This window comes from Pseudomonas sp. S30_BP2TU TE3576 (assembly GCF_050436025.1).
Taxonomy (GTDB): Bacteria; Pseudomonadota; Gammaproteobacteria; order Pseudomonadales; family Pseudomonadaceae; genus Aquipseudomonas.
This window is the reverse complement of sequence record NZ_JBNDLK010000001.1, coordinates 4,674,080-4,693,562: the sequence shown is the minus strand read 5'-3', so window position 1 is coordinate 4,693,562 and position 19,483 is coordinate 4,674,080. Positions and strand designations below refer to the sequence as shown.

General features: G+C 55.5%; 12 protein-coding genes. 7 read left to right on the top strand and 5 right to left on the bottom strand.

Going from position 1 to position 19,483, the window contains the following annotated elements; all coding sequences use genetic code 11:
* Positions 1-537: 537 nt before the first annotated feature.
* Genes ABIA48_RS21415 through ABIA48_RS21395 form a run of 5 tightly spaced genes read left to right on the top strand, consistent with a single transcriptional unit; the run spans position 538 to position 8,000 of the window.
* Complete coding sequence (locus ABIA48_RS21415; protein ID WP_429491160.1) at positions 538-3,357, top strand: Z1 domain-containing protein; 2,820 nt, start codon at positions 538-540, stop codon at positions 3,355-3,357.
* Between the two features lie 21 nt (positions 3,358-3,378).
* Positions 3,379-5,427 (top strand): hypothetical protein, encoded by a 2,049-nt coding sequence (locus tag ABIA48_RS21410; RefSeq protein ID WP_429491158.1) that lies wholly within the window; start codon positions 3,379-3,381, stop codon positions 5,425-5,427.
* Between the two features lie 11 nt (positions 5,428-5,438).
* Positions 5,439-6,389 carry a hypothetical protein gene (locus ABIA48_RS21405; protein WP_429491156.1) on the top strand — a complete coding sequence of 317 codons (951 nt, stop codon included), beginning with the start codon at positions 5,439-5,441 and terminating at the stop codon, positions 6,387-6,389.
* Positions 6,386-7,102 carry a hypothetical protein gene (locus ABIA48_RS21400; RefSeq protein WP_429491154.1) on the top strand — a complete coding sequence of 239 codons (717 nt, stop codon included), beginning with the start codon at positions 6,386-6,388 and terminating at the stop codon, positions 7,100-7,102. The genes ABIA48_RS21405 and ABIA48_RS21400 overlap by 4 nt, the downstream gene beginning before the upstream one ends.
* Entirely contained in the window at positions 7,089-8,000 is a 912-nt protein-coding gene (locus ABIA48_RS21395) for a PD-(D/E)XK motif protein (RefSeq protein ID WP_429491152.1), read from the top strand. The genes ABIA48_RS21400 and ABIA48_RS21395 overlap by 14 nt, the downstream gene beginning before the upstream one ends.
* A gap of 194 nt (positions 8,001-8,194) precedes the next feature.
* Here the strand turns inward: ABIA48_RS21395 and ABIA48_RS21390 are convergent, their stop codons facing one another.
* The 3 genes from ABIA48_RS21390 to dcm all read right to left on the bottom strand — a co-directional run bounded on the left by ABIA48_RS21390 (position 8,195) and on the right by dcm (position 11,488).
* Positions 8,195-9,445, bottom strand: coding sequence for a type II restriction endonuclease (locus ABIA48_RS21390; RefSeq protein WP_429491150.1), 1,251 nt, complete (start codon positions 9,443-9,445; stop codon positions 8,195-8,197).
* The gene (locus tag ABIA48_RS21385; RefSeq protein ID WP_429492905.1) at positions 9,406-9,879 is read right to left on the bottom strand and encodes a very short patch repair endonuclease; all 474 of its coding nucleotides are present in this window, start codon (positions 9,877-9,879) and stop codon (positions 9,406-9,408) included. The genes ABIA48_RS21390 and ABIA48_RS21385 overlap by 40 nt, the downstream gene beginning before the upstream one ends.
* A 172-nt stretch (positions 9,880-10,051) precedes the next feature.
* The gene (dcm, locus tag ABIA48_RS21380; protein ID WP_429491148.1) at positions 10,052-11,488 is read right to left on the bottom strand and encodes a DNA (cytosine-5-)-methyltransferase; all 1,437 of its coding nucleotides are present in this window, start codon (positions 11,486-11,488) and stop codon (positions 10,052-10,054) included.
* 576 nt (positions 11,489-12,064) lie between these two features.
* Here dcm and ABIA48_RS21375 point away from each other — a divergent pair.
* Entirely contained in the window at positions 12,065-12,631 is a 567-nt protein-coding gene (locus ABIA48_RS21375) for a BRO-N domain-containing protein (protein WP_429491146.1), read from the top strand.
* A 256-nt stretch (positions 12,632-12,887) separates the two neighbouring features.
* On the opposite strand, the gene ABIA48_RS21370 is transcribed toward ABIA48_RS21375, so the two are convergent.
* Both ABIA48_RS21370 and ABIA48_RS21365 read right to left on the bottom strand, forming a co-directional pair.
* Positions 12,888-16,391 carry an alkaline phosphatase family protein gene (locus ABIA48_RS21370; protein ID WP_429491144.1) on the bottom strand — a complete coding sequence of 1,168 codons (3,504 nt, stop codon included), beginning with the start codon at positions 16,389-16,391 and terminating at the stop codon, positions 12,888-12,890.
* 173 nt (positions 16,392-16,564) lie between these two features.
* Positions 16,565-18,331: a SulP family inorganic anion transporter gene (locus ABIA48_RS21365; RefSeq protein ID WP_429491142.1), complete on the bottom strand. Its 1,767-nt coding sequence runs from the start codon at positions 18,329-18,331 to the stop codon at positions 16,565-16,567.
* 118 nt (positions 18,332-18,449) lie between these two features.
* On the opposite strand from ABIA48_RS21365, the gene ABIA48_RS21360 reads away from it, so the two are divergent.
* A complete protein-coding gene (locus ABIA48_RS21360; RefSeq protein ID WP_429491140.1) occupies positions 18,450-19,415 on the top strand; it encodes a hypothetical protein in 966 nt (321 codons plus the stop codon).
* Positions 19,416-19,483 lie beyond the last annotated feature (68 nt).

Here is a 19,483-nt window from a genome sequence, read left to right as displayed (position 1 = left end):
CGACATCGAAAATCCTCATGTCGTTAAAGCGAGTTGTAGATTGGAATTACCCAGCTGTATGATTTTACTTACTCGCAGCGAGCGACAAATGGATTGGAAGCACATTCTTCGTCTTCGCCCATCTGGCGATAGACGCCCGCCAGCTCATCACGCTCAACTGCGCCCGCCCCCTCCCGAATATAGATTTCTAGATCAGGGAGTCTCTTTTACTCTCCTGCCTGTGAATCACCGCTGCTTATAAGCACATCAACGCCAAGCCGTGAGCTCGTCATTGGAAAATTGCGTGGATGTGCATCAGCTGTCCCAGAACAGCATTGACTCGAGATGTTGCCTAGACATCTTCGGTGCATAGCTGCTGAGAGCAGCACACCCTGTCGCAGTGGCTCGCCTCCCTTAATCAAGCAACAGCGTGGGATACATGTCTTTAGCTTCACCAGCGCGTCAAAAACCATTTGATATACGATACATGTATGGCAGCACGCCATCATCTTTTTTTGCTAATCTTTTTTCCAAGCCCATCTGTGTGTAGGGAAACCAATGTCAAATATCATGACGGATCCGCAGTACGATTTGTGCCGAGACTATATCGACCTTTGCCGGCAGCAGAATCTGAAATGGGATGAGTTACTGTCCCGCGGTAAGACCGAAGAGGAACTTGATCGATGGCTGGCCATGCAGGTGGAACTCAATTTCTGGCCTTCGCTTGGAAAAACGTCGGCCGAACGGCGTCAATGCTGGCACGAACTCGTGGCCGGCAAACAGGCTGCGGACGAGCGGGCCGTCGAGACGAGTCGCCCGCTAGTAGTGGTGGGAATTGAGGAAAGCGAGCCAGATATCATGGTGCCCGCTTCGGCGAAAACAGCTTGGCAGCTGTACCGGAAACATCTGCTCGACCAAGGCTGGAAAAAGACAGCCGTCAGTAACATCGAAAACTCTGCACTGAAAACACTACGGCACATGCGACTGAAAAGCCCTGTGCCTGTGAAAGGGCTTATTGTCGGACATGTACAGTCCGGAAAAACGGCGAGCATGGCCGGACTTATTGCTATGGCCGCAGACCATCGCTGGAACTTGTTCATTGTATTAACCGGAACGTTAGAAAATCTCCGGGTGCAAACTCGGGACCGACTCCTCAATGACCTTGTCCGTCCCGGCAATCTGGGTTGGCGAGCGATCAATCACCCTAGTCCGGGCAGTCCACCGGAATACCAAGCCCGGAACATGGATTTCACAAAAGACAGCCGTGACCGCCATCTGATTGTGTGCCTGAAAAACCTTGCGCGACTCGAGAGGCTGATTGGCTGGATAAAGGAACTCAGAACTGGCATGGGCAACATGCGTATTGTGGTAATCGATGACGAAGCCGATCAAGCCGGCATTAATACCGCTGACGTTTCCTCAGAGGAACGCACGCGAATCAACAAACTTATCGTCGAGCTTGTGAATTTGCCTGCGCAGAGCGTGAACTACATTGCCTATACGGCGACACCAGCGGCGAACTTCCTCAATGAGGGGCCGGGGGAAGGGCTGTACCCGGAAAACTTCATCATTGCGCTGAAGCAGTCCGACGAGCATTTCGGCCCGGTCCAGATTTTTGGAAACTCAGACACGGGGCAAGAGGCACTGGGTATCGTACGTACCGTCAGTGATGAAGATCTTGAGCGTGTCGACGCTATACACGATGGCAACATCAGTGAACTACCTAAAACTCTCGAAGACAGCGTGCTGTGGTTTCTTTGCTGTGTCGCTGCCATGCGGGTCAGAGACTTTTCTAAGCCGGTAAGCATGCTGGTGCATACCAGCTCTAGACAGGCGCACCACGCAGGTGTGGATGATGCGATCAAGGCACTGTTGAAGCATTTTGCTGCCCAACACGGGACTGATCCCGAAGGTTTCATGCACCGGTGCAGGCGGTTCTGGGAGCGGGTTACAGCAGATCTGGATGCCACAGATTTCGCCATTCGATTTCCCATGTATGGCAGGTTGGAGGTTATCGAAGCTTGCCCGAACTTTGATGAGATCTACCCGGAGTTTGGCGCCCTGCTAGCTGAGGTAACCGCCATTCAATTGGATGACGAGGGAGCGTTGAGTTACCACCAAGGGGTGCATATTTGCGTGGACAACTGCGCCAACAATGGAATCAATAATGAAAACGAAGTACGGCGGCTGTTTTATCCTCAGCCGCCAACAAAGGGCGGCCCCGACTTTGCCACTGCGTTCATTGTCATCGGCGGGGGGACGTTATCCCGCGGGCTGACCATTGAAAATCTTGTTAGTACCTTTTTCTTGCGGGGCTCAGCCCAAGCAGACTCGCTGATGCAAATGGGCCGCTGGTTCGGCTACCGAAAAGGCTACGAACTACTTCCACGCATCTGGATGCCTGATGAGACGCTCGAAAAGTTCGAGTTCATGGCCCAGGCGGAAGAAGACCTTCGCGATGAGTTGGAGCGTTGTGAGCGCCAAGGTACCAAGCCGTCGGAATTTGGCCCCCGGGTACGTATCAATCCCCGGATCAGTTGGTTGCGCCCTACAGCCAAAAACAGAATGCAGCGCGCCATCGGCGCCATGTATGACTTTTCCGGAGTTAACCGGCAAACAACCCTTTTTCACGATGGTGCCGGATCCGGAGACATTCATCGCAAGAACTTCGAGATTGCAGGGAATTTTCTGCGTGCCCGTGGTAAAGGCACTACTGGTGGATTTGGCAGCCTAGTGTGGAGAGGCGTAGAGGTGAGCGATGTGTCGGAGTTCTTGCGCAGTTTCACATTCCACCCGGCCAGTCAGTTCTTCTCGGATATTTCGCCATTTTTAGGGTGGCTTGAAGAACATGCAAAGACGGCCGGCTTTGATACGTGGAACGTTGTGGTTGGGGGCACCGAGGCCAAAACTGAAGGCGGGTGGGGGGTACCGGGCGTAAGCGTCGGGCGTGTGACCCGTACCCGTTTGGGCCAAGAGCGTAGTGACGGCGCCGTATCGATTGGTGCGCTGAGGGATCCGCGGGACTTGCTGGCAGATCTCGACAGTGCAGTTTCAGATGTTCCTTCGGGCAAGACATTTACCAATGTCTACATTGAAAGTCTCAGGAAGAAGCACGGGGTGGGCCACGTTCCCCAACTGTTGCTCTACCTCATTGACAAGGACAGCATGCCGAAGCCACGACCTACTAGTGAAGCACCTGAGGGAACTGATGTGCCATTACCCGAAAAGACCCGCCAGCCACTAGCGGCACAGACGGATATTGTCGGGGTAAGCATCTGGATGCCCGGCGCCAACAGTGGCAAAAAGCAAAACTTTGTCACCCACGTCACCGTTCAAATTCCCGCAGCGTTCACAGATGGCGATGCTGACTGGGTATAGGAAAATTCAGAGGAAACCTGAATGAAGTACCATGGATTATCGTTACGACCCATGCAGGAATCCGGCGCTTTTTTGTTGCGGGCCATGCAAAATGAAGAAATGCCACGCCTCGACCTGCTGGTTAGAGAATCGGTTCAAAACTCACTGGATGCGGCCATCGATAAACTACCGGGTGGCAGTGTTTGTGTAGAATTTTCTTTCCGTGAACATTCCACCGGGGCGGTGACGGACTGGTTCCATGATGGAATTGACGTACCAGCGCTGCATGAGCGCTTCCCTAGGGGGGGGCGCTTGCTAGAGATTCGTGACTCCCGCACAGAAGGCCTAGGCGGTCCACTCAGGTTTTCGCAGGTGAGTGGCGCCAGTCCGCATGGCAACTTGCTCAAACTGGTATTCGAGATTGGACGTACCAGGGATGACGAAAACGCCGGCGGCTCTTGGGGATTGGGCAAAACATGTTACTTCCGCATGGGGCTGGGTTTTGTCCTGTATTACTCACGTATTCTCACCGAACTAGGCTATCAGGAACGCTTAGTGGCTAGCATCGTAGAAGACGAAGCCAGCCAAGCGAAAATCCAGCCCAATACGCAAACCGGGATTGCTTGGTGGGGTGAAGATAACAGCCAGGAACCGGTTCCGGTAACGGCCTCTTCACACATCGCGCCCGTGTTGGCCGCACTAGGCGTACGTCTCTTTCAGGGGGAAGAAACCGGGACGGTGATTGTCATTCCGTTTCTTAAAGACGACTTGATTGCCGAAGAGGAGCCTAGAGAGGATGGGCAAATACCACGCCAACCTTGGTGGTGTGAAAATTACGACACATACACCGAAGTTGCACTGCAGCGCTGGTTCGCTGCCAGGCTCAACAACCCCTCGTTCCCCAATGGGCCATGGCTGGATGCACGGGTAAACGGCCGGGCGGTGGTCCGTACCGATATGCTCCCTGTCTTTCAGGTGATGCAGTCGCTTTATAACCGCGCCGCAACAGATCAAATTCTCGGCGACGACTACCTAAAAAGGCAGGCTATAGATGAGTCTGATCTAACGTGCAGGCCCGTGACCGTTCGTAGCGAGTTCGAAGGTACCAGTCGTGCAGGTACACTGGCAGCAGTGATTCTCAGCAATGACCAGTTGGGCATGGGGGCACCGAATAACCAGCCAAGCCCCGGAGCCTGCATATTCGGGCGCATGGACACCTCCCCACCCTATCGCCCGATTGTCACTTACGTGCGAAAGCCGGGCATGAATATTTGCTGGGACGACAGCACAGAAAGTCGAGGCTGGTCTGGTGGCCTGCCTAGTGCTGCCACTGGGGGGCACCTGATTGCTGTGTTCGTGCCACTCCATGACCAAGTGTTGGTGAAAAGAAAATTTCTGCCAGTTGCAGTAGGCCGTGCACTGACCCTTGAGGCATACCTGCGCAGTTGTGAGCGCTCGGACCATACCGAGTGGGTCGATAAAAGCGGGGTGCGAATCGTCGAAAGAATCCGCACCAACACCGGGCGAGCTCTTAAAGACTTCGGTGGAAAATCTGTTCCAGTTTCCAATGTAAAACCGGCTGTACGGCTCGCGCGCAATTTGGCCGATCTTGTAATGCCCAAACGCGGCTTCGGCCAGGACGGGCGCTCTGGCCATCCTGCACAGCAGAACAGGCCGCGAACCGGGGGGCACCCGAGAACTTCGAACCCGACTTTCTATATCGAGCACATTGAACACTCCGGCGGCAGTATCGTCGTCTACTGGTCGCTGGCGTGGGGGGCTGCTAACCCATCTAGCGCCCGTGTGATTGATCTGCGCGTCGATTCCGAGGCAGGCACAATTACAGGTAGTCAGTGGACCAACGACGCGTTGGGGGATTTTCCATTCCGGATCGGAGACTGCAAGATCGAATCGAGGGGCGCTGTAACGCAGCTAGTTGCGCACTCTTATGTTCGGATTCAGGCAACGGCTACGCAACCACCCGTTTCTGTAACAGGCCATCTTCGTATACACATCGCGGCACCCTCCGGAAGTACGCTACGCCCGGCACTACACGTGAGTCTTGCTGAAACGGCAGAGGTGGTGCTGTGAGCAGACTAATCATGCCGTACCGGACACTACCGGCCAATCTGCCTACCGACTTCCAGTTAGATGCGCAATTCACCTTCACCTCGCAAGGGCCCGACCCTAAACCAGAGGTTATCAGTGACCGCCAATACTCACTTGGAAAAGACAGCGACTGGAGTGCGGATGACCATGATCTGGTTATTCACTGCCAGTTGGATAAAGTCTCTCCTCTTGCAGTACTGTTCGGCGAAGAGGGCATAGCTGCGCCTGACGCCGAACTGGTAATCGCGCTGGAGTGGACTTCGGCGGATTCAGGGTGGCGGCAATTCAGCCTCCCTCTCCGCTTGACCCGCGAGCAGTGTATGCAAAGGGATGTAGCACGACGCATCAGGCTCCAGATTGAGCGCGCTACGATACGTGGCTGCGGACACCTGACGCTGATGCTGATGCTGGGGCGGCCTGGCAGCGCCGCGACCAACTCTGCCTGGGCCCAAGTAGCCGGCGCTCACTTAGGCGCGCTGGCTGAGCGTGTGGAAGTGGTAATTGATGGTGACGGCTCACTGTTTCCAGTTCTGGAGGAGGCTCGGACCGCCGAAGGCGCTCTGTGGGAGTTGCGCGCCAACTGGACCGACGCATTCGAGGAGCCGTTTTCCAGTGAATACATTGCCCTGCTGTTGAACCGAGACCATGAGCTGTATAGCGCGCTTTATGAGCGCAAGACTGAGTCAGGTCGCCAGACGCCCTTAATGAGGCAGGTGCTTTCATCCTGGATTGCGCTGTTTGTGTATAAAGTCAAGGATGAGATCGGTGACGATCTCGAAGCTCTGGTCGGACGGCCAAGTATCACGGATGAACTAGGCAGCGTTGCAGATGCCGCAGCTGCTTTTGTTCGGCTCGGGGCTCTGGATACGACATCGCCAGAAAAACTGTTTGCATCGGCACAGTGCTGGCTCGACCGGTGTGTAGAACCGGAGATTGAGCAATGAAATTGCCCACACTGAGTGTGACAATGGCACAACGGCGCTTCAGCGAGATGGCGGAGAATAATGTTTTTGAGTCCGCAGGGCTTACCGCAGAGCTCGAGGCGCTCCGCGATGAGCTCCTGCGTGAGGTCGCGTGCTTTGAAGGCTTATTGAAACAGAACGCAGGTGCATTCGATGTGGCGTGCGGTCTTGTGCTATATCGAGTCTTGGGCCAAGCCGAGTTTGATGTGCGAGCAGCCGCCGACAACGGAGTATGGCGCTTTCTTTCGGTCAAGCTGCTGCCTGATCTGGTAGCAAAACGGTGGGAACAGACGCCGGAAAGCCGGTTCTTCAGCGGTCGAAGCCGTATATGGTTACGCACTATCTGGTGGACGGTACACCTGACTTGGCAAGGTTCAGAAGTGCGGACGCGGGATATTCTCGCGACAGTGACGACCGATACCATCGTACAGCTGGTAGAACGGCCTGGCAGGGCTGGATTCAGGGTTGAGCTTACCCGGGAGCTGTTCGCTGAACGCAGCCAGCGCAACCCCTCGCAAGAGCAGTTCCGAGCAATCATGAGGCTGAACACCGCACGGATACTGATACTTGAACCTTCGCTTCATGAAGGCGGAATAATCGGTTATGTCCGTCGCCTGTTCAATGATGCAGGCTGCCCGAATCTTCTGAACGTCCGAGCACATCTAAAAGGTGAATCCCCCCATGAACCTGCTTGAAGAAATCCGATTTGGTTTTGCCAATCTCGGCAAAAACGGCTTGATGCTACCGATCAACCATCTGCCCCGTAGCGCACCCGCGTGGGTATTTAGTGAGGGTGCAGTATTTGGAGTGGCTGTCGAGCTGAATGATGACCGACTAGTGGCAGAGGCTTTTACCGGCTCCCAACTGGTATCGGTTGATCGCATTGTTGGCGGTACGCCGCGCCGCTTACTGCGCCTTGAATCCAGCATTCAGTCGTTACGAAATGAATTCGCGGTCATTTGTGCCCAAATGATTACACCGGGGGCGAATGACTGCTTACGTAAGGAGTTGATTGATGAGCCTTCGGCGTGGTGGAAAAAGTGGCGCCACCTGCTGGGTAATTCTCTGGCAGTCAAAAGCAGCTATGGAGCACTCGCCGAGTTGCTCACCATTGAGAAGTTGATGCAGCAAGGGATGGAAGTGCAATGGTACGGGCCCTCCGGCGGTGTGGTTGATGTCTGGACTCCAACCGCGGGATACGAAGTAAAAGCAACAGTCAGCTGTTACGACTCCTATATTCACGTGGCCGGACAATTCCAGCTGGCGTTGGCTTCTGCAAGTCTGCTGAACTTGGTCCACTACCGGTTCGAATCGTCTGCGTCCGGCGACTCCATTGACGCTGTAGTGCAGCGCCTTATCAAAGCTGGGTTCGACGCCGAGGTACTGGCTCAGTCATTGGCACGGATTGGCTTTCATCCAGGTAATTCAACGCGGCGTGAAACTTTCATGGTGTTGGAGTCGCGGCTGTTTCCGGTAGGCACTGATTTCCCGAGAATCGTCCCGGAGAGCTTTGCAGATGGATGCTTGCCTTCCGGGGTAGTGCGTATTGAGTACCAAGTTGACCTAGCTGGGCTTGATCACCAACCGTTTTGACTCATGTTAAAGGCTGAACATTTCTCAACAAAGAAAATCCTTGAGAACGACCAGCGACACAATCAATATGGAGTTGCTATCGACAAGATTCGTGCGCCACAGCGCACCAATTAAACAATCGATATACAAAACCACTTTTACATTAAAATTAGAACAGACTACACATACAGCAACTCATAAAAACCTAAAAAACCTTACACACAGGTCTGCTTCACCAACGTTACAAACTCACCAAGACTTATCAACCATTTTCTTTGCGAGTCTGTATATGTCGCTTGAATTCTTTCTGGCACTACCAGCCTCAAGCGATAAGATTGCATCTCCGTAGTTTGACACTCACTTATAGCCGCTTCCATAGTCACTAAGTGCTTTTCGTTGACCCTGTGAGCCTCGGCCAAGACTTGGCGCCAACGATCCTTACATGTCGTCTTGGCCCCTAACATAATTAGCTTCACCTCAGGGAATTCGGCGTCATGGTACTCAGAAAACCCGGGGAATATAAAGTCAGGTCTAGAGTTATTTTCAGTTGTTAAACCTTTGCCTCGCCCCTGTTGAAAGCGCAAACCGTGCAATCGGAAGATTTCATCCAGATGTCCTTCAAATGCATGTCCCACCCTGGATTTCCGACGATTTTGCACGCTCAAAGAGAAACTGATGAACTCATCTACATCATCACCCGCCTCGCCAAAACCACTACGAAGTCGCTGCTGAACCAAATGCCGCTCGTAGATACGAAAAAGCTTTTCTTCATGCTCCATCCAATCAAGGATGGTCTGATCGGGACAGCCTAGAGGATCGACCATCTCTTCAATAGATTTTCTCGCATATACCGAGAATGCAGAAGTCGTTGGAAAAGCCTTTCCGCCAAACAAATGAACGAGTTGTTCAAGCCAAACATCATCTCCCGTTTCAATTCGGCTTACTTCAATTCCTAAATCTTCCAGCATTAGTCGTAATGGTAAAAGCAACTGCACAGAATCCAGCGTTCCCGAGGTGAAACTCTCACCTACGTGATCCAGACCGAACAGAAGCCGCAATTGGCTCTCAACCGTGCTACCTGCTGGCGTGAATATCATCAGCAATGAACCGTCACGCATTTTCGCTACCAGAAGGAAATCCCCTTCTTCGAGCAACTCGGTTACTGCATTCGTATTGTAATAGAGACGAAACTCAGCGCTTCGAAGAGGTTGCTTTCGCCGACAATCATACCAAGTGACCATCCCTTCACTGATATCGGGCGCAACAGACTCATCCGTGAAATAAATTTGCTTGGCTTTGAATCGATACTCCTCGTTCTTCCCGGGAGTACCTAGGTAGTGCTTAAATCCTGCAGCAGGAAGGCCACCAATTTCGTGCTGGTGAGAGCGGCCTGGATCTGCATCCACAGCACTCAAATACTTGGCAGCTACACCTTCGAAGTAGTCGCTGATGCGGTCGGTGAACATGCGTTTTCGTCTATCTGTAAATGTTCATTACCGTTTATCAGCCAGTCAGCTATGAGGTCAATCAATAAAAGGGATTTCTCTCGCTTCATTGACCTTACCGCGCACTCCCAAACGACAAGAATCCTCCACCCTTGCCCCAACAGGGAGGTCTCATGGGATCGGTCTCTGATCTGATTTTTACCGATTTTTTCCAACCAAAAATCAGGTCGCGTCTGGGGGACTTTGAAATATCGACAGGTGTGTCCATGCCAAAAGCAGCCGTGCACAAACACCACTGCGTTGTATTTTGGTAAGACCAGATCAGGTTTACCGGGGAGATGTTTAACGTGCAAACGGAAGCGAAAGCCTCGTGCATGCAAGGCTTTGCGGATTAAAACTTCTGGTTTGGTATTTTTACCCTGAATGCCAGACATCATTCGAGAGCGTGTTGCCACATCCACGATATCGACCAAAAACCCACCCCCATGCAATCGATAGCTCCACCCCTTTGTATACCTTGAGAACGGGTACTCTCAAGGTGGATGTGAGCTATCTGATGCATTCGAGAATGTCGATCGATGCGCTGGAGCGCAAACGCTCCGTACTTACCGCTGGAAGGGTATCTCCTCACTCAGGAAGGGCAAACTCCAACTGTGGTCGCTCCGTGTCAGCAGTTTTTTCCTTTGCAGCCAAAATACGATCTTTCATCAACCGAGCCACAGCTTCAAAAACCGGGACGGCAACCGAGTTACCAAATTGACGGTAAGCTTGGGTATCAGATACAGGGATCACAAAATTGCTTTCACCCGGCTTGTCGAAACCCATCAAGCGTGAGCATTCATGAGGAGTAAGCCTGCGAGGTCGATTGATCTGATTCAGCTCGCTGTTGAAGTCCAGGTGTTCAACAAATCCACGGTCGACCAGAATTTCCGAACCATCCTTGTGGTATCTAGCCGATAGGGTACGAGCGACATCATTCGGACGAGTCAAACCAAAGCCAAAACCATTACCTTTCTCGCGGTGTTTTTCGGCATACCGATAAAGGTAGTCCCAAAGCTTTGGTGTCAGGATGTACTTGCTGTCCACTTCCTTATCAAGCAAATCACCGAAGCTAGGTCGCTGCTTGGGTATCAGTTTGCTGATATCGCGTAGCGTGAAACCTTGGTGAACATTCAGGTCCCGACGGAAACCTACCAACACGATTCGCTCGCGATGCTGTGGCAGGAAGTGCCGTGCATCAATGACTTTTGGATCAGTGCCCTTCGGCGCATTAACGTCTGCAACCTCGTAGCCCAGTTCATCGAGAGCCTCGCAAATGATCCGGAACGTATTGCCCTTATCGTGGCTTTTGAGGTTTTTCACGTTTTCAAGCAAGAACGCGGCTGGCCGCTTTGCAGCAATAATCCGGGCCACATCAAAAAACAAAGTGCCTTGGGTTTCACATTCAAAACCGTGTTTGCGTCCCAAGGAGTTTTTCTTGGAAACACCTGCCAGAGAGAACGGCTGGCATGGAAAACCTGCCAACAGAACATCGTGATCAGGGATCTCACGATCAATATGCCTGTACGCCTCCTCATCACTCACTTCGGGCTTGTCCGAAAGAGTGACCGAGCGAATATCCAGATTGAAGCGATGCCGAACCGGATCGCAAAAATGGTTTGCCTTGTAGGTTTTGACTGCGTATTTGTTCCACTCGGACGTGAACAGACATTCGCCACCGATGGCTTCAAAACCTTTTCTGATGCCCCCGATACCGGCAAAAAGATCAATAAAGGTAAACGAAGGTTTATGGTTCAAACGCTTGGGTAAAAGAGCTTCCAGGCGAGTGAATTCGATATGAGAAAGCTTTGGTGAAGCTTTACCTTTGACCCAGCGATTTATGGTTTCACGACACCAGTGAGTCGGACTGACATCGTTGAGAATCTCAGCGAGCTGACCTTGATCATAGATTTCCAGCAGCTTATGAAGCAGTGCGAGATCAGTGGCTGGATGGGTATCTGTGTCATGGGAGCGCGAACTCATTTCACTCAAGGATTCAAAAGATGGTGTTTCAAAAAGATTCATGAGCCCGAGATCCTCTGGGTCAAAGCTGTGACGAATGGTCACCATTCTAGCCCTTGAAACTTCAAAGTAAATGAAATTTCTTGGGTTCCCAAGCATTTGGGTTGATGACGCACGACAGGGCTAGGGATAGAAATTTGCAAATGCAAAATACTGTATATGCAGCCAGTCTAATTCACTCTTCGTCGTTGTCCAGCGATCCTTGTGTTCAGAAATTTATGAAACGAACTGTGGGTTGACGGAGCCATCTGATCCTCCTACCCTCGGCTCCGAGCCTAAGAAACTCTACAAACCAGAGCGGCCCTCCGCACCCGACAGTCATGCGGCTTTTTTTCGTCTGCGGTTTCTCTACGCCTGCGAGAAAATCCCCGTTATGTCGGGAGTGGGCGAATACAAGACCCGAAAGGGGAATATGTCCGGCCCGTCTCTGGTGGGTTTCTTAGCTCCCGACACCCTTAACGAATGCCCTAAGAAAGCAGCCAGAGGTAAAGGAAATGCCTGACTATCTGACCTTCACGATGAAGGTAAATCGCCGTACCCACAGATCCGACCACGCGCTTCCGTTCCAGGAGGCCCGCCATGCCTGAATCACTGAAACCTACCCTTTTCACTCGTCACAACGTCCACCTGCATGCCCTTCTTTTGGAGAACCAGGCCTGGTTCTGCGCGCATGATCTCGGGCGACTTATGGGCAAACACCTTGATGAGCGCGTGACGCGCAAGCTCGATGCGGACCAGAGGCAATTGATGCTCGTCGACCTCTATGGCGCCGCTAAAGAGCGTTTGATGGTGAGCGAGTCAGGTGTGTATGCGTTGTTGATTTATCACTACTGCCCTGAGAATCGATTGCTGCGAGAGTGGCTGACGCATCAGGTTGTGCCTGCGCTGCGTGATGCGCGGCCGTCGCGAATGGTGGAGCGCCCGACTTTGAGTGTGCTTGATTGGCCGAAGATGTCGCTCTGTATGTTGCATTGGCAGGATGAGCCGTGGATTCGGTTGCGGGATATGCCGTGTGTGTTGGCAGATGATCCTTTCAATCGACGTGAATCCTGGTGGCGGAAGGCGTCAAGAGTGATGCGTGGATACTTATTGTTCGAACCCACAAAAATCCGCTGCCTGAATTACACGCAGCGGATTTTCATCTGAGTGCAAATCGTTAGTCGGCACAATTCAGTTTGTCTGGGCCTCCCGAGTTGCAGTATTAGGGGCTGCTTCGCAGCCCAACGGGGGCAAGCCCCCTCGCCACACAGTGGGTGGCTGGCTTGGTTGTTGTGTTGATCTTGCGAATCGCGAGCAAGCTCGCTCCCACAGGGGGTCGGCGGCTGGCTTGGGAACGCTGGTGTTATCAGGGCCTCTGGATTTTCCTGCGGCCCTTTTCTTTGCCCGCGATACCGCTAAAGCGTCATTTCCCCAACCCACTAATCCGCCACGGACACACTGCCGCCCTCACCCCACTCGGCCCGACGATCTCCGGTGTCTGCCCCAACGACCTCGCGCTCAGCACGCTCCCCACCCGTTCAATCAACTGGTCAAACCCCAACGTCGCATCCTCCTGATGCAATTTGCGCAGTTGTTCGACCAGGGCGTAGGTGAAGGCGCCGTAGCTGTTCGAACCCACCTCATACTCGTTGGCTTTTTCGTTTTCTCTCGCAGCGTAGAGCATCAGGGGCATATACGGCCCATGGTGGCCGTAGAGTTTGCCTTGGCGCAGCAGTTGGGCTTTTTTCTCGGGGCGCAGGCCGGTGGCGGCGCCTTGGGTGGTGCGGGTGCGGGTGAGGCCGCGGTTTTTGTTGTCTTGTTCGCTGAAGTCGCGGCGGTCGGTGTCGACGGCGTAGACGCGGCGGTCCCAGTCGCCGGCGTAGGGGTCCCAGCGCAGCATGCGGTGGCGGATGTCGCTGGGTGGGGTGATGCCGCGCACGCGGCCGTTGCCGCGGGTCATGCCGCCGGCGTAGCAGCAGTCGAACATGACGGTGAGTTTGGCGCCGTGGCCGTCCGGGTCGAATGGCAGGTGGCTGTAGAACTGGCGGAACAGTTTGTCGGTGAAGTGGGTGCTTTCGTCGTCCCAGTCGAAGTCGTGGAGCACCAGGGTTTCGTCCATGCAGTCGGCTTCGCCGCTGCTGCTGTAGACCGGCAGTTGGGTGCCGTGGCCGGAGTAGAACAGCACACGCTCGTCGCCGGCGCGGGCGCCTTCCACCAGCCATTCGAGGCGCTCGACGAAGTTGGCTCGGGTCGCTCGGGCGTCGTGCAGCAAGCGGATGTCGCCGGCGTCGTAACCGCTTTCCTGAAGCATGCGGCTGATCAGGTAAGTGTCGTTGATGCAGCCGTCGAGGCGTGCGCTCGGGTCGAGGTAATCGTTGATGCCGACCACCAGAGCACGGCGTTTGCGTTGGCCGCTGCGGGACAGGAACGCCGGCACTTCCAGCGCGCGTGCGGCCACCACGTCGCGGGCCAGTTGCGGCCAGAGGCCGGTCTGGCTGGTGGGTGACGACAAGTAGGCCTGGGCGGCGTGATTGAGGTCGAGCAGGTCATCGCGCAGCGGCACGCTGAATTCGGTTTGCAGGTCGACCCGCGCCGAATCCGGCGAGGTGATCGGCCGGGTCAGCAAGCCGTCGTTGGGGTTGTAGAGGTGGAACCAACGGCGGATGCCTCGGCCGTTTTCGCTCAGGCGCAGGACCCGCCCGCCCCACACTTCGCGCATTACCAGCGGCAGTGCGATCGGTGAGCCGAAGCTGACGAACACGCGGCCATCGATGCGCTTGAGTGCCGAACCTTTTTTCGCTACCGACCGGCGCAGGGCGTCGTAGCCGATCAGGCTGCCCAGCCCTTGGGCGAAGATGATCTGCGGATTGAATGCCTCGATCTTCGCCAGCAGATGTTGAGTCAACTCAGTGCGCAACTCGGCATCTTCGATCCATTGCACGATGGCGCCAACCGTGGTGCGCAGCATCTGATTGACCGGCAGGCCCCAACTGCCGAAATTCTCGTCGGCCTTGCCGCTTGCGTCGGCCCTCAGCATCGCCAGGCCTCGGGTGATCTGGGCGAAGTCCGGCCCTTCCTTGAGTTGCTCATCGAAGGACAGAAAGTCGATGTCCTGATCATCAATGAGGCGACCGTTCTGCGCCAGTTGTTTGCGGATCAATGTGCGCCATTGCTCCTGCCAGTTTGTATCAATGCCGCCCTGCCCTTTGTCGGCCGGCGTGAACCCGACACCGGGCAGGCACAGGACGCGCAGCCGCGTTGATGCGATTTCCGATCCCGGTTCTACCAAGGCTTTGCTGGCAGGCGCCGCAACCGGAGGCACCGCTTGCCCTTGGGCGGTGACCATCAAATCCTGCAGGCGCCGCAGTTTCGCCTCCAGGCTGTCCGCACTGGGCGCGGCAGGCGTGAGCGCGGCCTGAGCCGGATCAGCCAAGGCCCGGCTGCGATTACCGAGAAAACCGCTGACCCATTGGGCGCTGCTCTTCCAGATTTGCTCTGGATCGAGGCCGTCGAGGTAACCGGTGGCACTGTCCACCACCTGCCGACTTTGGGTCGCCAGTTCGGACTCGATCAATGGCAAGCCAGCACGACTTGGCACCACGGTGGTCGCCAATTTTGGCGCAGCCGTTACGCCCGGTGCAGTGCGCCAGATGGGCGCATTGCCGAAGTGCTGCGCCGCAATCCCCCGTGGGCCGAGGGCACTGCGCGGCAATTTGAAATGATCGCAAAGAAACGCCAGCAAACTGGTGTGATCGTAGTGCTGCGCCTGGACGTCGCCCGTCCAGGGTATCAAGCCTGGCTTGAGCCACGGCGAAGCGAGGATCGCCGGAACACGAACGCCGAGACGGGTGAAGGGATTTTTCCATGGGACATCGGCCGTTGAACCGGTCGCTACACAAGTCGGCGGCACCACGTGGTCATGGAAACCGCCATGTTCGTCGTACAGCAGCACGAACAGGGTTTTATTCCAGACCGCGGCATTGGCCGACAAGGCGTTGAACACCTCACCGACAAACTGATCGCCAAAGCGCAGGTCCTCCGGTGGATGATGCGACACGTTGGGCCCGAGTTTACCGTTGAGCAGGCCATAGCTCGGCTCGATCCAGGACAGTTCGGGGAGTTTGTTACCGGCGACGTCCGACTTGAAGTCCTCGATGCTCAGGTGCTGCAAACCACCCTTGACCAGCGCCGCCAGCGGTACCGCGCCATCGGAATAAATGCGCGCGTCGTGGCCGTTGTTGCGCAGCAGCGAAAAAATACTCTCGCCGCCAAACTGTGCGATCAGGCTTTTGATGCCGGCCAGTACCGTGCCGGTCGAGGGCATCAGCAAGTGGCCATTGCAACTGCCGAGCATGGCAAAAAAACGGTTCGGCCAGGTTGGGCCTGGCACTGAGGAAAACCAGCGATCACACACGGTGAAATTGCGCGCCAATCCATGGATTGCCGGCAACGTATCATCCGCTGTCTTAGCGCCGAACGGGATGTAGTTCATCGCCCGTTGAGCCATGGATTGCGACCAGGTTTTGTACACCTTCAGGTCCTTGCGGGCCTTGTCGTAGGCGTCCTGGGCAAAACCATCGAGTTTGGGGTTGGCCGGGCTGGTCTTGAACGAGACGCCCAGTTGTTTCTCTACGTTGACGAACTCGTGGCCAAGGTCGAACCCCTCACTATTGCTCGGCGGTAGCGCCGGAGGCAGAGGGGGCGGCGGCGCCCACAGGCTGTAGTTTTCCGGGAACTCCGACGCCTGGGTGATCACCGTCGAATTGCCATTGGCCAGTTTCAGCGGATTGCTGCGGGGCGCATTACGGTTGATGCCGTCACACGCCGGGTTGATGCGGGTGTAATCCCCCAGCAAATGATCGAATGACCGGTTTTCCATCATCAACACGACAACGTGCTCAATCCCGTCGGGCCAGTTGTTCGGCATGGTGCGCTCCTTGCTGTGAAGTCTCGATTTCGATCTCTCGGGTTTCACCGCAATCAAGGCTTGGACGGCTGGAGAGTCCGCTTGGCCTGGCAGTTGCCCATGAGGCATGCGGCGATTCGATCTGCCAGACAACGCTAGTCAGGCGATGGAGGCCTGTCCAATGGCGGGAGCGCCTATCCTTTCACCCAATCCACCGAATACATCGCAACATAACTATCCACAGCCGCCCCGACCGTAGGAAAAAACGCCGTTTCCCCCAAGCGCGCAAACAACCCGAACCGCTTGAGCTTGTCCTTGACCGGGTCTTTCATCTCGGCAATGCACAACTCGATACCCGCCGCGTGCAGGGTGTCGTCCAGTTCGGCGAGCATGTCGGCGGAGGTCACGTCGACGCTGGTGACCGGCTCTGCGGCGACCACCAGCCAGCGCACGGGCGTGGGCGATGCCGCCACGGCGTCCAGCACTCGGACGCTGAACAGCTCGGCATTGGCAAAGAACAAGGGCGCATCCCAGCGAAACAGGACCAGGCCGGGGATCAAGCGCGCGTCGGGATAGCGTTTGATGTCGTGGTAGCCCTTGACCCCGTCGGCGCGCCCTAATACTGCGGAGTACGGACGCCAGGCATCCCAGAGGAATTCGATGATCGCGATCACGATGGCCAGGCCGATGCCCTCGATCGCGCCGAACACGGCCACGCCGACGGTGCAGACAATCGATAGCCAGCATTCCCAGCGCTGGATGCGATAGATCCGCCGCAGGTCGGCGACCTCGATCAGGCCGATGGCCGATGCAATCACGACTGCCGCCAGTGCGCTGGACGGCAAATGTTGCAGCAGGTCCGGCGCCATCACCAGCAACAAGGCAACCGCCAATGCGCCGACGACGCCGGTCATTTGGGTCTTGGCGCCGGCGGCCTCGGCCACGGGCGTCCGTGACGAGCTGCTGCTAATCGGGAAGCCCTGGAAAAAACCGGCCGCCAGGTTCGCGATGCCGAGGCCGACCATTTCCTGATTCGGGTTGACGTAGGTTCGGGTCCGCGCCGCATAGACCCGCGACAGCACGCTGGTGTCGGCGAACGAAACGAGTGCGACGGCGCAACCACCAATCAAAACCGGGACGATATCGGCGGTGGTGATCCAGGGGATGGCGAACCCGGGCAAGCCTTGGGGGAGTGAACCGAGGACTGACACACCGGCGCGTGCCGCAAGATCGAATACACCCACGGCGACTGTCGCGCCAGCCACGGCGATCAGGATGCCCGGCAATTGCGGCCTTCTTTTGAGCAGCAAAATCACCGCCAGGGTGAGCGCGCCGACCGTGAATGCGGCCCAATTGGCTTTTCCCTCCATCAACGCTGAGGCGATGGCCCACAGGTTTCTCAATGGACCGCCAGATTCAATCGAAAAACCGAACAGCTTGGGCAACTGGCTGATCAATACAGTCAGTGCAATCCCGTTCATGTAGCCGTAGCGGATCGGCTTGGACAGAAGCTCGGTAATAAACCCCAGGCGCGCCATACCGGCCAGGATACACACCGCGCCCGACACGATCGCCATCATCCCCGCCAGGGCGACGGCACGCTGCGGGTCGCCACCGGAGAGTGGAATGATGACAGCAAGGATGACGGCCACCAGGGAGGAATCCGGCCCCATCACCAGAATTCGGCTGGGGCCAAACAAGGCATAGAACAGCAGCGGAACGATCGTCGCGTAGAGGCCATAAATGCCGGGCACACCCGATGCCACCGCATAGGCGATACCGACGGGCACCAGCATCGTGGTCAACACCAGGCCGGCCACGATGTCGTAACGCAACCATGCCCATTGGTATTCGCGCAGCATGCCCAGCCCCGGTAGCCAGCGGCGCCAACCGGTCTGTTCATCCCGGCGGGCAATCCGGCCCGGTTCCGGGAGGGGCGGCGAAGTATCTGAATGGCTCATGAACCGCCCTCTTTGATGGACTGTGCAGACTCGGCGATATCGAAGTGATCTCAGTGTAGCTATTGCTTCGAATGCACCATCACTGGAAGCTGTTCATCTAAAGGATTTGGAAGCCGACATGAAATTCGACCTCGCCTACTGCCTCAGCCTCAACGACAAGTTGTCGATCTACGACGTTCGGGATCTGAATTTCGACGAGACGATGGATTTCGACTCCGCCAGGGAACACTTCCAGTGCCCCAACGATGCCTGTCGCCTGGCGTTCGATGCGGCCAATGAGCTGGGCACGTTCAACGCCAAGAATGTGAATTACGTGCGTACGCCGCACTTCAAGAACCTGCCGAGTACGCGGCATGTCGAGGGCTGCCCTTATGTCAGCTTGAAGACGCCGGCGTCGGGTGTGGATGAGGCGGAAACGGATGACAGTCGCGAAGAAAATTTCCCGTCGGAATTGTTACTGACTCGGCGTGAGTATGTGCGTAAGCCGTCCAGTCCGAAGGTCGCAGCGGATGGGGTGCGTGATGAGTCGCTAACGCCGTCGGTGGCAGGCAATGTCGAGCAACCGGGCAGGGAATCGGCACCGGACAAGACCAGCATCTTTGCCCACCCGGTGGAATGCTTTGTTTCAAACTTCGACGACAAGGATTTGCTCAAGCGCGTGCCGCTGAAGATTGGCGAGCACACCGCGCCTTACGCTTCGTTCTTCAAGAAGATCGAATACCTGCAAGACAACAGGGGGCTGATTTACTGGGGCAAGGTCAAGGAGATCAAGGACTACACCCAGAGCTTTCGTATCGATTTCGAGAAGAAGGTCTGGTTCGAAAAGAGGCCTTACTCGGTCAATGTCTACCTGAGCAAAAAGCTCATAGACAGCTACCGCAAGCGCAAGGCGTTCCTCGAAGAGATCAAGCATGCCATCGAGAGTGGTCGGGAACTGTATTGCTTCTTTTATGGCGTGACGCCCGAGTTGAAGCAGGTGCCGAGCAAGAAAAACCCCGAGCAGACGTTCGGGGTGTTCAGCGCCAACATTGAGAATCTGGATCACTTTATCGTGCGGGAGGCGCCGGGGTTGGCGGACAAATAAACGCTGCGCCGTTCGTCTGTCTGAAAAGACAAATCAAAAAATGCGTTTGATCCGGGCTCAAAACAACT

Coding starts and splice junctions, on each gene's coding strand:
- ABIA48_RS21415 (WP_429491160.1), top strand. CDS start 538: ATGTCAAATATCATGACGGATCCGCAGTACGATTTGTGCCGAGACTAT.
- ABIA48_RS21410 (WP_429491158.1), top strand. CDS start 3,379: ATGAAGTACCATGGATTATCGTTACGACCCATGCAGGAATCCGGCGCT.
- ABIA48_RS21405 (WP_429491156.1), top strand. CDS start 5,439: ATGCCGTACCGGACACTACCGGCCAATCTGCCTACCGACTTCCAGTTA.
- ABIA48_RS21400 (WP_429491154.1), top strand. CDS start 6,386: ATGAAATTGCCCACACTGAGTGTGACAATGGCACAACGGCGCTTCAGC.
- ABIA48_RS21395 (WP_429491152.1), top strand. CDS start 7,089: ATGAACCTGCTTGAAGAAATCCGATTTGGTTTTGCCAATCTCGGCAAA.
- ABIA48_RS21390 (WP_429491150.1), bottom strand. CDS start 9,445: ATGTTCACCGACCGCATCAGCGACTACTTCGAAGGTGTAGCTGCCAAG.
- dcm (WP_429491148.1), bottom strand. CDS start 11,488: ATGAATCTTTTTGAAACACCATCTTTTGAATCCTTGAGTGAAATGAGT.
- ABIA48_RS21375 (WP_429491146.1), top strand. CDS start 12,065: ATGCCTGAATCACTGAAACCTACCCTTTTCACTCGTCACAACGTCCAC.
- ABIA48_RS21370 (WP_429491144.1), bottom strand. CDS start 16,391: ATGCCGAACAACTGGCCCGACGGGATTGAGCACGTTGTCGTGTTGATG.
- ABIA48_RS21365 (WP_429491142.1), bottom strand. CDS start 18,331: ATGAGCCATTCAGATACTTCGCCGCCCCTCCCGGAACCGGGCCGGATT.
- ABIA48_RS21360 (WP_429491140.1), top strand. CDS start 18,450: ATGAAATTCGACCTCGCCTACTGCCTCAGCCTCAACGACAAGTTGTCG.